10 protein-coding genes are annotated in these 13,123 nt (G+C 45.9%); 7 read left to right on the forward strand and 3 right to left on the reverse strand.

What is annotated here, in order from left to right; genetic code table 11:
- Positions 1–113 precede the first annotated feature (113 nt).
- The 6 genes from ACYTPF_RS13880 (at position 114) to ACYTPF_RS13905 (ending at position 9,043) form a co-directional block, all read left to right on the forward strand.
- Positions 114–785: a DNA-J related domain-containing protein gene (locus tag ACYTPF_RS13880; protein WP_461852631.1), complete on the forward strand. Its 672-nt coding sequence runs from the start codon at positions 114–116 to the stop codon at positions 783–785.
- Positions 786–1,094: 309 nt separating this feature from the next.
- Positions 1,095–2,240, forward strand: coding sequence for an efflux RND transporter periplasmic adaptor subunit (locus ACYTPF_RS13885; RefSeq protein ID WP_179981987.1), 1,146 nt, complete (start codon positions 1,095–1,097; stop codon positions 2,238–2,240).
- 21 nt (positions 2,241–2,261) lie between these two features.
- Positions 2,262–5,363, forward strand: a complete 3,102-nt coding sequence (locus ACYTPF_RS13890; RefSeq protein ID WP_461852632.1) for an efflux RND transporter permease subunit — start codon at positions 2,262–2,264, stop codon at positions 5,361–5,363.
- A gap of 55 nt (positions 5,364–5,418) precedes the next feature.
- Entirely contained in the window at positions 5,419–5,916 is a 498-nt protein-coding gene (locus ACYTPF_RS13895; protein ID WP_118490741.1) for an alpha/beta hydrolase, read from the forward strand.
- Between the two features lie 309 nt (positions 5,917–6,225).
- Positions 6,226–8,073 (forward strand): GNAT family N-acetyltransferase, encoded by a 1,848-nt coding sequence (locus tag ACYTPF_RS13900; protein WP_461852633.1) that lies wholly within the window; start codon positions 6,226–6,228, stop codon positions 8,071–8,073.
- Positions 8,063–9,043 carry a histone deacetylase family protein gene (locus tag ACYTPF_RS13905; RefSeq protein ID WP_461852634.1) on the forward strand — a complete coding sequence of 327 codons (981 nt, stop codon included), beginning with the start codon at positions 8,063–8,065 and terminating at the stop codon, positions 9,041–9,043. Before ACYTPF_RS13900 ends, ACYTPF_RS13905 begins: the two co-directional genes overlap by 11 nt.
- Before the next feature lie 35 nt (positions 9,044–9,078).
- On the opposite strand, the gene ACYTPF_RS13910 is transcribed toward ACYTPF_RS13905, so the two are convergent.
- From ACYTPF_RS13910 to ACYTPF_RS13920, 3 genes are all read right to left on the reverse strand, one after another.
- Complete coding sequence (locus tag ACYTPF_RS13910) at positions 9,079–9,819, reverse strand: MauE/DoxX family redox-associated membrane protein (protein WP_461852635.1); 741 nt, start codon at positions 9,817–9,819, stop codon at positions 9,079–9,081.
- Positions 9,820–9,940: 121 nt separating this feature from the next.
- On the reverse strand, positions 9,941–10,438 hold the full coding sequence (locus ACYTPF_RS13915) for a DUF6436 domain-containing protein (protein WP_461852636.1): 498 nt from the start codon (positions 10,436–10,438) through the stop codon (positions 9,941–9,943).
- Between the two features lie 59 nt (positions 10,439–10,497).
- Complete coding sequence (locus tag ACYTPF_RS13920; RefSeq protein WP_179981993.1) at positions 10,498–11,979, reverse strand: methyl-accepting chemotaxis protein; 1,482 nt, start codon at positions 11,977–11,979, stop codon at positions 10,498–10,500.
- Between the two features lie 172 nt (positions 11,980–12,151).
- Between ACYTPF_RS13920 and ACYTPF_RS13925 the strand changes: the two genes are divergently transcribed.
- Positions 12,152–13,033: an ATP-grasp domain-containing protein gene (locus ACYTPF_RS13925; protein WP_461852637.1), complete on the forward strand. Its 882-nt coding sequence runs from the start codon at positions 12,152–12,154 to the stop codon at positions 13,031–13,033.
- Positions 13,034–13,123 lie beyond the last annotated feature (90 nt).

The following is a 13,123-nucleotide window of genomic DNA, read 5'->3' on the forward strand; positions in this document are numbered from 1 at the left end:
AGCGAAAGCGGCAATTTGGTTTACTTTCGTTAAAGAAAAATTCGACTAGGCCCGCGTACAACATATTTGTACACTGGTCTTTTTATCGGCATCAAGTTATAGGTACTAAGGTTTTGTATACACAACCGGACGCCAGTCACACGTACGCAATGCAAGCTGAACTCCTCGTTGATATCTTATCGACGCAAAAAAGCCAGTTCACTAAGGGTATTACTGAATATGCGCTTATTGAAATATTAAAAAAGCCGCCTTATCAGCTTTTCGAAGAAGATGCTTTGCGAGACCCGCTCATGCTTTTTAAAACGCACTTTATTCTGTTTAATGCACTGTATCAATTGAGGCGGTATTGGATAGAACAAAACGAAGGTGTGTTAGAGATTCACGCACTTGGCATAAAGCTAAACCAGTTTAACGAGCGTCATTTGACACAAGGCAATAATGGTTTAGGTGTGACGACGCTGGAAAGCCCTGACCCACTTGCAACGTATTATCTCGACTGGGGAAATTTTGAAGAGGCTGATCGCGATACGGTCGATAACCTGCTAAACGCGTTTTGGGAAAGAATGCTGAAGGGAGATACTGTCAGCTATACGCAAGGTGATATTGAAAAAGCGCATGCTTTGCTTGGTCTTTCCCTGAACCAGCCTGTCACGCTGCTGCAGTTAAAACGTGTCTACAAACGCTCGCTGCAATCGGCCCACCCTGATAAAGGTGGAACACAGCAAGATGCTCAAGCAGTCATCCACGCCTATCAGACTCTTAGCCGTTATTATTCGTTTAAATAGAATGTGTATTGACCTTCAGCTTCGTATTATTCGCATAATGTATACAGGCTTCGGTAATTGACCGACAACATCGGTAATTTCAGCTTCATTGACTTTTCTTGTATGTGATAAATGCGCACAATATGACCTATAAGAGCGTAGATTCGTATCAATGATCGCTTAACTATGCCACGTCTTTTCCGATTGTCCTCATGTCCAAGTTATAGGATTAGGATGAATCGACGCATTGGAAGCAAAACTTACGTTTAATTTATCCGTATAGAACGCAAATCGCGTTCTATGTGAAAGTTATTGGGAAATAGAAAATTTATGAGTCGCATTTTTTATGTTACTGCAGCACTAATAACACTATTAGGTGTTACTGGGTGTTCGAATGAAGGCGAGCAAGCACAGCAAGGTGCTCAGCAAGGTATGCCGGCGCCATCGGTGTCGGTAGTTACGCTGAAACAGCAACCTGTAGTACATGAAATGGTGTTGCCAGGGCGAGTAAGTCCGTCGCGCCAATCGCAAGTGCGACCTCAGGTGGATGGTGTTATCACTGAGCGCTTGTTTGAAGAAGGCGCACATGTGGAAAAAGGGCAGCAGCTGTATCAAATTGATGAGGCACGTTACCTAGCCCAGTTAAACAGTGCAAAAGCGGATCTGAAAAGTGTTCAAGCAAACTTAAAGACCTTGGAAGCTAAGGCGCGACGTTATGATGACCTTGTTGCACAAAATGCAGTAAGTAAACAGGAATACGATGACGTAATTGCGCAAAAAGATCAGGCCCAAGCCGCTATCAGTGTGGCGGAAGCGGCAGTAGATGTAGCAAAGGTAAACATGGGCTACACCAAGGTGTACGCGCCCATAAGCGGTCGAATTAGCCGTTCATATGTTACCGAAGGCACATTGGTTACCACGAACCAAGCTCAGCAGTTAGCCACTATTACTCAGTTAGACCCTGTTTATATTGATATGCAGGAATCTGGCGCATCTATCATTACACTTCGTCAGTCTATGCGTAAGCAGGGCTCAATGGATGTTGAGCTGACTGTAGATGAAGTCACTGGCAAGCGTTACGAAAAAACAGGCAGCGTGAAGTTTTCAGAAGTGACCGTAGATGAATCTACGGGCTCGGTTACCCTTCGCGCCGAAATGCCAAACCCTGATGGCGTGTTGCTTCCCGGCTTATTTGTAAAGGGCCATGTTATTACTGGACGTGAAAACGCGCTTTTGATTCCTCAGCGTGCGACGACTCGCCAGCCAGACGGTTCGCTTTCGGTTTACGTAGTGAACCAGAACAACGAGGTCGAAGGCCGAACCTTAGAAATCGGCAAGATATACCGTGATCAGTACGTGGTAATAAGCGGCGTAAATGAAGGCGAAAAAGTCATCGTAACTGGTTATCAAAAGGTAAAGCCTGGGGCGAAAGTTAACCCGTCAGAATGGCAACCCTCTTCACGTGGCTCACGATAGCAAACAAGGGATTTAAGTAATATGGCTCGTTTTTTCATAGACAGGCCCGTGTTTGCATGGGTGCTGGCAATTATCACAATGATGGCGGGTGTGTTGGCGATAACCTCACTCCCCATTGAACAATACCCTAAGGTAGCACCACCGTCGGTTACTATCTCGGCAACTTATCCAGGTGCTTCAGCAGAAACCGTTGAAAACTCGGTAACGCAGGTCATTGAGCAAAGCTTAACGGGTATCGATAATCTCCGTTATTTTTCGGCAAGTAGTTCTAACAGCAGCATGTCAATTACCCTGACGTTTGAGCCAGGTGCAGACCCTGATATTGCCCAAGTACAGACTCAGAATAAGGTGCAGGGCGCGTTACCTTTACTGCCAACGCAGGTTCAGCAGCAAGGGGTTACCGTTACCAAGGCAAACAGTGCATTTGCACTAGCCGTAGGCTTCTATTCTGAAGACGATTCGATGACACAGTATGACCTGAGTGACATGCTCGTCTCAAACTTTCAGGACCCTATTTCCCGGGTAAACGGTGTAGGTAACGTACGAGTTTTTGGTGCGCAGCGCTCTATGCGTATTTGGCTAGACCCAGACAAGCTGTACAGCTTCAACCTAACGCCGACTGACGTACAGGCCGCAGTTCAGGTCCAAAATACCGATGTCTCAGCAGGTCAGTTGGGCGGGTTACCTGCTATCGAAAATCAGCAAATTAACGCGACTATTCAAGCGCAAAGCCGCCTTCAAACCGTCGAAGATTTTGAAAATATCGTGCTACGTGTGAACACAGATGGTTCTCAGGTACGTGTGCGTGATGTGGCCCGAGTAGAGCTGGGTGCGCAAAGTTACGATGTTATTGTTCGTTACGATCGTAAACCCGCATCGGGCATGGCGATAAGCCTAGCGTCTGGTGCTAATGCGTTAGACACTATCAAAGCAGTAAAAGCTCGCGTTGAAGAGCTGCGCTCAAACCTGCCTGATACAGTGAAAGTGGTTTACCCGGTAGACAGTTCGCCTTTCATCGAGCTTTCTATAGAGTCAGTAGTACATACGCTTATCGAAGCGGTTGTGTTGGTTTTCTTAGTAATGTTGCTGTTTCTTCAAAACTGGCGCGCAACGCTTATACCCACCATTGCCGTACCTGTTGTACTACTGGGGACTTTCTCGGTGCTATTGGCCTTTGGTTTTAGTATCAACGTATTGACCATGTTTGCCATGGTGCTGGCTATCGGTCTTCTTGTTGATGACGCTATCGTTGTTGTAGAAAACGTTGAGCGTATTATGGAAGAAGAAGGCTTGCCGCCTGCTGAAGCGACTAAGAAGTCTATGTCGCAAATCACTGGCGCGCTTGTGGGCATTGCCGCGGTACTTTCAACGGTCTTTATTCCTATGGCCTTCTTTAGCGGATCAGCCGGGGCTATTTATCGTCAGTTTTCAGTAACTATCGTTTCAGCGATGGCGTTCTCTGTGCTGGTAGCTATCGTGCTCTCGCCTTCTTTATGTGCCACGTTATTGAAGCAGCACTCAGAGGATCACGATAAAAATAAAGGTTTCTTTGGGTGGTTCAACCGCACGTTTAACAAAGGGCGTGACCGCTACCAGAAAACGACTAACCACATGGCGAAGCGTTTTAAGCGTTACTTTGTTGTATACGGCTTACTTGTTGGCGGGATGGTGTTTATCTTCAGTCAGCTTCCTGGTGCCTTCCTTCCAGATGAAGACCAAGGTCGAATGATGGTATTGGTCAGCACACCTCCAGGCGCTACCGCGGGTCGTACGCTCGAATCCATTAAGCAAGTGGAAGACTACATTCTTGAAGAAGAGAGCGAAGCGGTTAACGGTATGTTCGCGGTAGTGGGCTTTAGCTTTGCAGGACAAGCGCAAAATGCGGGTATGGCGTTCTTAAACTTCAATGACTGGAGTGTACGCGATGAAAGTAACTCGGCCTTCGCAGTGATGAAGCGAGCTTTTGGCGCGTTTGGTCAGATTCAAGATGCATCAGCATTTCCCATTGTGCCGCCACCTATTATGGAATTAGGTAATGCCACGGGCTTTGATATGCAGCTGGTAGACCGCGGTGGTAACGGCCATGAAGCCCTTATGAATGCCCGTAATCAGCTGTTAGGTATGGCTGCGCAAAACCCGAAATTGGCGGGTGTCCGTCCTAACGGTTTAAGTGATGTTCCCCAATTCAAAATTAATATTGATAGTGAAAAGGCGTCTGCGCTTGGCTTAAATCTAAGTGATATCAATAGTGCGCTGCAAATTGCCTGGGGTTCAAGCTATGTAAACGACTTCATTGATAAAGGGCGAATTAAGCGGGTTTACATGCAGGCGGACCTTCCTCATCGTATGACGCCAGAAGACCTTGATAAGTGGTTTGTGCGCAATAGCGACGGTGAGATGGTAGCTTTCAGCACCTTCTCTACAACTGAGTGGGTATATGGCTCACCTAAGTTAGAGCGCTTTAACGGTATATCGTCGGTAAATATACAAGGTAGTGCGGCACCAGGAATCTCTTCAGGTGAAGCGATGGCTGAAATGAAGAAGTTGGTTGAACAATTGCCTGCTGGTTTTGCCATTGAATGGTCAGGCTTATCTTATGAAGAACAAGAGGCCGGGTCTCAGGCGCCTATGCTGTATGCGCTTTCAATTTTAGTCGTATTCCTTTGCTTAGCTGCACTATACGAAAGCTGGTCGGTACCGTTTGCGGTAATGCTAGTGGTGCCGTTAGGAATATTGGGCTCGGTTACCGCAGCTTTCATCTTTAATTTACCGAATGATGTGTATTTGCAGGTAGCGTTCTTAACAACAGTGGGCTTAGCAGCGAAAAACGCCATTCTGATCGTAGAGTTTGCTAAAGAGCAGTACGAAAAAGGTGAAGACCTGATGACTGCTGTATCTAACGCGGCTGCTCAGCGCTTCCGCCCAATATTGATGACGTCAATGGCATTTATTTTAGGGGTTACGCCTCTAGCACTTGCCAGTGGTGCAGGAGCTGCAAGCCAAAATGCTATTGGTATTGCGGTAATGGGCGGCATGTTTGCAGCGACTTTCTTAGCAATATTCTTCGTACCTATGTTCTACGTTATGGTAGAAAAACTATTTCATAAGGAAGACAAGCAATAAGCAAGTACGCTAGAGTGAGTAAAAACTTTTCAATTTTTTGAATAGGGATATTGTAATGACCACCGTTGTTTTTTCTCACGGTAAAGAAAGCGGGCCATGGGGCAGTAAGATAACCACGCTTTCGAATGTAGCAAACGATATGGGCTTTGGTGTTGAGAGTATCGATTATCAAGATCTCGACTGCCCCGAAGCCCGCCTAGAGCGTTTAAAAGAAACTATCGCTGAAAAGTGCAATGACGTTGTATTGGTGGGCTCGAGCATGGGCGGATATGTATCACTTGCCGCTGCCAGTCAGATCTCTGCAAGAGGCGTATTTTTAATGGCGCCTGCGCTTTATTTGCCCAACTATAAAGTTCAGCGCTTTCCGTATGACGGCTATGTTAGCCTAGTGCACGGCTGGAACGATGATATCGTGCCAATTGAGAACAGCCTTAAGTATGCCCGCCATCAAAAGGCGCAGTTGCTGCTTCTAAATGATGGTCACCGCCTTGCGAACAGTAAGTCCGTTATTTCACCTTTCTTCAGAAATTGGTTGGAGAAATTCCGCTACTAGGCCATTAAATGCTGGCGCAACGGCTTCTGGGTTACAGCCTTTTTAAATTATGCCATCGCGCTTCGTTAAAAATCTATGTTGGGCAATCTTTAAAAAAGTAATGTCTAAACATTAAAAGCTAAAAACACTGTTATAAGCCTACTTATTGATAACCGCATGGTCGCGCTATCGATTATGTAGGCTTTTTTGTATCTGCGTATTAGTTTGTAAGGGTAAGACTAATCGCTTATAGCGCTGCGTTGGGTTAATACATGAAATTGCCTGTATTTATGGCATGATGGGGTATTGCTTAAAACAGGGCAGGTGGAAATGGCATTTAACTTACCTCAAGCGCCGCAGTGGTCGTCGCTGATAAAGTCGGGTTGTCGTGTCTTTGTTGGCGGGAACGCGGCGGTACCGCACGCGTTGGTTCAGCACCTTATTGATAATAGCGAAGGGTTCAGCGACATCGAACTGGTGCATATGCTGGCCTTAGGCGATACTCGTTGGGTAAAAGAAGAGTATAGAAACCTTTTTAAAGCGAATACGTTTTTTATTGGCGGTGAAGCCATGAGAAAAGCTGTCGATGAAGGTCGCGCCGACTATACCCCCGTATTCCTTTCTGAAATTTCAAGTTTGTTTAGCGATGGCACGCTGGCGCTCGATGCAGCCCTTGTCAATGTAAGCCCTCCTGATGAATTCGGCTACTGCTCACTAGGCCCAGCTGTAGATATTGCAATGTCGGCTATCAGGCAAAGTAAAAAAGTCATTGCTCAAATTAACCCTCAGGTGCCGAGAACCTCTGGGCACTCTTATATTCATATAAGTGAGATAACGGCGTGTATAGAAGCGGAGGAGCCACTAGTAGAAGTGACGCCGCCGCCAATAGACTCAGTCGCAGAACGTATAGGCCAGTATGTATCTATGCTGGTGGATGATGGCGCAACGCTCCAATTTGGTATCGGAAAAATACCCAGCGCCACGCTGAAATACCTGTGTAATCACAAAGATTTAGGTATTCATAGCGAAATGCTTACCGATAGTATTATCGAACTGTTGGAATCTGGCGCTATTACCAACAAGAAAAAAACGTTTCACCCCGGTAAAATTGTTACCAGCTTTGCCATTGGTACCCGCCAGCTATACGATTTAATCGACAGCAACCCTCATATTGAACTTTACCCGAGTAGCTACGTCAACAAGCCGACTAATATTGCCAAAAACGACAATATGGTTGCCATAAATAGTGCCCTTGAAGTGGACCTAACCGGGCAGGTGGTAGCGGACTCACTGGGCTACGACTTTTATAGTGGCATAGGAGGGCAGGTTGATTTCGTCACTGGCGCGTCGATTAGCAAAGGCGGTAAAGCCATTATCGCGCTTCCTTCTACCGCAAAAAATGAAACTATTTCACGTATTACGCCGCGTATAAGCGAAGGCGCAGGCGTGGTAACCTCCCGCGGTAATGTACAGTATGTGGTAACCGAATACGGAATAGCGTCACTTAAAGGTAAGAGTATTCGAGAGCGTGCCCTAGAGCTTATTCGCGTGGCTCATCCCAAGTTCCGTGCAGCACTGTTAGAAGAAGTGCGTCAGCATTATTGGGTGCCCCATTATCAAGAAAAGTACCCCACAGATATCCCAGAGCTCGGAGCTATTCAGCTTAAAAAACTCAATATTCAGGGCGAGACGTTTTATATGCGCCCGCTGAATCCGGCGGACGAAAGGCGCCTACAAGAATTCTTCTATTCCCACACAAAAGAGACATTAAGGTTGCGCTACAACTACGACCCCAAAAAAATGTCTCGCGAGAAGTCGTGTAATTTGGTGTCGGTAGATCAAAGCTCTGATGCGGCGCTGTGTATTGTGAGGCAAGAGGGCTCGCGCATTACTATTCACGCAGTGGGCCGTTTCTACTACAACCCAAACGACAATACCTGCGAAGCTGCTTTTGTTACTCGGGAAACCCAGCAAGGTAAAGGCATGGCAAGCCGTTTGTTAAACGAGCTTATCACGGTAGCAAAAATAAGAGGCATTGCGAAAATGATGGCCTATGTGCGTGGCGATAATAGCCCCATGATCACTATTTTCGAGCAAGCTAAATTTAAACGGAAATTTACTGGCGACCCCAGTGATATAGAGTTAGTACTAGACGTGGCATCACTGCATGACAATTAAAATATTTCGCGGCAAGCACGGCACCAAACACGATTTAGGCAAGGATCATCCCGAATCGCCAGACCGTTTATTTGCTATTGACGATCAATTGCTTTCTTCAGGATTAGATATGGTGTGTGAGCATGCTGACGCCACTCCCATTGCTGAAGCCTACTTGAAACTAGCCCACGACCCATATTATGTGAAAAGTGTGTTTGAGCATGCAGCTCAATCTATTTTTAACGATCACGAAAAAACGCTCTATTCAGAAAATAAAGACAACGTGGCTTGGTTAGATGAAGACACAGGCTTAATGCGCCACAGCTTAAACGCTGCGCTAGAGTCGGCGGGAGCAGGGTGTAATGCTGTCGATTGGGTAATGGAAGGCAATGATCGGCAAGCCTTTTGTGCCACTAGGCCTCCCGGACACCATGCAACATACGACAGTGCTATGGGGTTTTGTATTTTTAATAACATTGTTATAGCTGCTCGCTACGCGCTTCAAAACTATGAGCTAAAACGGGTTGCCATTGTCGACTTTGACGTGCACCACGGAAATGGTACCGAGCAAATTGTAGCCGGCGACCAGCGCATAATGTTGTGCAGTAGTTTTCAGCATCCCTTCTATCCACACAGTGGCTCGCCGGTTTCAGCAAGTAATATTCTCTCGGTACCACTTGAGGCTGGTGCTACTGGAGACGTTTTTAGGGAAAAAGTGCAGCATTGGTTCGATGCATTACGCAACTTTCAACCTGAACTGATTTTTATTTCTGCAGGCTTCGATGCCCACGCTGAAGACCCGATGGCTCATCTACGCCTAGTAGAGGATGACTATTTCTGGGTAAGCCAACAGCTTCGCGCCGTTGCTGATACATGTTGCGAAGGCCGTATCGTAAGTATGCTAGAAGGCGGCTATGATTTAAGTGCTTTGGGCCGCAGCGTAGTGTCACACCTAAAAGGCATGAGTCGTCCTATCGAAGACACTCAATAGGACGAAGGGCTATCTAGCCTCAACAATCTTTCAGACTAGGCTAGCCATCTTGCAAACATATAAATACCCGCACCTAGCATAGCAAGGTTTTCTGTCAGTGAAATAAAGCCAAGGGGTAGGTCTGAATTTCCGCCAACACAGGCACATTTAAGCTCGCGCTTATCGATATAAACCGCCTTGATAACTGAAACTGCACCAATAGCGCCGATAAAAATTGAGACAGGTGAAACCAATAGTGCAGGGAACCCTGCAAGCATGCCAAGCCCGGCAAACGCCTCCGCGAAAGGATAAATATACGCGTATCGTACCTGCTTCATTGCTAATAAGTCATAGGTGATAAACTGGTTTGAGAAAGCCACTAAGTCTTGCAGCTTTTGGAGGGCAAGTATCACCATAGCCACTCCAATAAAATTCAATATAAAAGGCTCTAATCCTGCTGGTAGGCCACCTTTTATCATAAGGGCAAGCACCATGAGTGCCGCTAAGGAAAAAATTACGATAATAGGTGTGTAGCGCGATCCAAATTCACTTTCTTGCTTTAAATTGAAGTAATCTCTCAAGTCGTCATAACCGCCAATACGTTTATTATCTATGAACGTTTGCGGGGTTGTTTTCACACTATGCTTTTCTTTAAATGCGTCGGTTTCACTTCGGTTAGTTAAATGATGATCATCAACCTTATAGCCTTTTCTCTCAAGCAGGTCTTTTGATTTGAGTCCAAAAGGACAAATATGCTCTGGGGTAACCATGCGATAGAGGATGGCGTGCTTAGACATAGTGGACTCCTTGTAAAGCTTTCACGAGATAGCAATGAGCGTGCAAGATTTGCCCGTTTTTTGCGCTATCTCAACTGATGTTACGAGATACAAAGAGGGTTACATAATTTATGCCAGCGTTTTAGCAGAAACAACCCGTAGCATCAGTATTGATAACTGCACCGCTGTAGGGAAGTTGCCTGGTATAGCTTACCACTTGTTCGACGAGGTTTTTGCCAGTAAAGCACCCATAGCCTGTAGCGTAAGGGCCTAGATAGCGAGGTTGCTTTTGTTTATCTAACACAATAAGAGCAGGCACGGCCTGAAGCATAGCCGACAGTTCAGGCACATCTTCCACATTCAGCCTGACTTGATGAAAGTCGTCGCCGAGTTTTGAGAGAAGCTGAGATTGGTGGGGTGTTGTAAGGGTATCGCAATAGCAGCGGGACTGCGTTCCCACATGAATGATAGAGCCTGGTTGGATATTCTGTTTTTCTAGTATTGCAACGAGGGATGCGTCAAAGTCTGGCGCAGTAGTGCGGTGCAGCAATTCGCCGTTGGGATCGAACTCTGATAGTTGACGCTGCCCATATACTAATAAGGCGGTGAGTAAACCCACCGCCCATAATATTAGTAGCATCCAACTTGCCTTTTTATGCATGCGACTAAACGCCTTCGCCTGTACTTTAAGTGTTGGGCTTAAAGCTTAAAGCGTTCAATAGCGCCGCGCATGCGCTGAGATATTTGTGACAAGACTTCAACTTCACCTGCAAGGGATTCAGCCGTAGCAAGCTCTTCAGAAGTAAGCTCACTTAAACGCGCGGTGCTTTGCGCAATGGAAGCTGACGCGGTTTCTTGTTCCACAGCAGAGGTGGCAATTTCGGTCATACTTTCGCTGGCTTCGCGAATTTGCTGCATTATTTCAGACATAGCCGAAGTGGCGCTATCACTTGAAACAACGGCATCATCGACCAGCTCTATACAGGTTTGCATTTGATCAACCGAGCTTGCCGTTTGCGCAACAAGCTGTTCGGTAATACTAGTAATTTGGTCTGCACTTTCTTTTGAGCGAATTGCAAGTGTGCGAACTTCGTCGGCTACCACGGCGAAGCCACGGCCGTGTTCACCAGCGCGGGCCGATTCTATAGCAGCGTTTAGTGCCAGCAAATTAGTTTGTTCAGCCACAGCAGTGATTGAGCGCATGGCATCAGAGATATGGGAACATTGTTCATTTAGCGCTGTATTAGTTTGCGCAGCCGCATTAAGTGTATTGCGCAACGAGTCAATAGTATGACTGGATTTAGAAATAGAGTCCCGCGTAGACTGAGACGCGTTTTGCGCTGCCGACGCTTTATCACTAGCAAGGGTAGTTTGCTCTGTTGATAGCTGCATGGTTTGTGCGATTTCTTCTGACGACGCCGACACCATGGCAAGTTCTTGATCAGTATTCCTACTAATTTCAAACATGTTATTAGCTGCTAACTCCATATTTGAAGCCCCTTTAACTACTTCATCAGTTAAATTAGAAGCAAGTTCAATGAGGGATTTCACTTGATCAATAAGTTCAGCGAAAGGCCTTACTATTTTATTTTCGCGATTTAGCTCGACGGACAAATCGAGCTTGCCATCAGTCTGCTGCATGTTTTCAATGGCTAGGCGTAGTTCGGCGGCGCCTGCTCCTTCTTGGTGAGCCTGCTTCGCCATGTACATCAATACACCACCCTCGGACAATGCAAAAGCAGCATGCATAAGCAGGATAGGGAAAGTTACGTGACCTTCCTCAAAAATCATCAACGGCGCTCCGCCAGACTGTAAAAAGAAGAATGAAATATGATGAACGGCTACAACCGCAGTTCCTGTTGCTACTACTTTCCAATCTCTGAAATAAGAAAGAAAGGCAAGAAGTACAAAAATTTCAAAGTGGACTTCAATTAATCCAAAAGATTGGTGAATATGCAGTGCAGTAAGGAGCTGAACACCCATTGCCATTGCGTGACGACTTATAGCCGAGTAGGGGTTTTGAAGACTGAGCACGAGCGGTAAAGCTGCAATTGGGACACCAAAAATAAACGCAGGTAAAAGTTCACCTGTAAACACACCAATAGCGATAGCAATGAGTAATTGAACAGCAATTACGACGCGAAAAATTTTATGACCTTCAAGGAGCCAAGGGTACTGCATGCCAATCTCCGATGGTTGTTTTGGAATAAGTGTAGGTTAAAAATGATAGGTGTGCTAATTTCGCCCCAGTCTACGCAGATTGCGGTGTCTACGCCATTTGACTTTGGTATAGATACTTGAATTATTACAAAACTTTAATGCGCCGAAGCCCGTGTAAATTAAGGATTCAGTTATGCCTGCTATCGCTTTTTTATCGACCGATAATCTTGAAGATTTTTTCGTCTATGATGAATTATTAATACCGTTTTTCGAACAACGCGGGTGGACTGTAAAAACGGTATCTTGGCATAGCACCTCACCGAATTGGGATAAGTTTGACTATGTTATTGTTCGCAGTACGTGGGATTATCAACAGCATGCTGAAGAATTTCTAGCTTGTTTAGAAAGCATTGAGGCGTCGAGTGCGGTGTTATTAAACCCGATATCTTTGATGAAGTGGAATATCGAAAAACACTACCTTAAAGACTTGCAGGGTAAAGGGGTTCCTATTGTCGAAACAATGTGGGGAAGCGAGTTCAATAACAATGTTATAGAGGAAGCGTTTGCGCAATTTGGCTGTGACGCTGTGGTGATTAAACCCACGCTTAGTGCTAACGCTGATGATACTTTCAAGCTTTCTGCTGCCGCCTGGCGTGAGGGGCATGTAAATCAGAGAGTACTTTACGATACATTTCGCCAGCGGGATTTTATGATCCAACCGTTCTTAAGTAGTGTTGTTGATGAGGGTGAATACTCGTTATTTTATTTCGGTGGGGAGTTCAGCCATGCTATTAAGAAGGTGCCACAAAAAGGCGACTTTCGCGTACAAGAAGAGCATGGCGGAAGTTTACACTCTATCGCAGTAGACAGTGAACAATTGGCTATCGCTGAAAAAGCACTGGCAGCTATGCCGTGTGACGCATTGTATGCGCGGGTTGATTTGGTTAGACAGGGTAATAACTGGGCGATAATGGAGCTTGAGCTCATTGAACCCTCGCTGTATTTCAACCTTGATCCCCAGTCTCCTCTTCGCTTTGTAGAGGCTTTAGTGAGATTCCACGCGTCAGCGCAGTGAACAAAATAAAAAAGCGGCGTGCAAACTCTTAATTTGCAAGCCGCTATTTAACTAACCGTTCTTGAACGAGTTTATTGAAAGGCGAGCGTT

Source organism: Alteromonas sp. HB246098 (assembly GCF_054890645.1).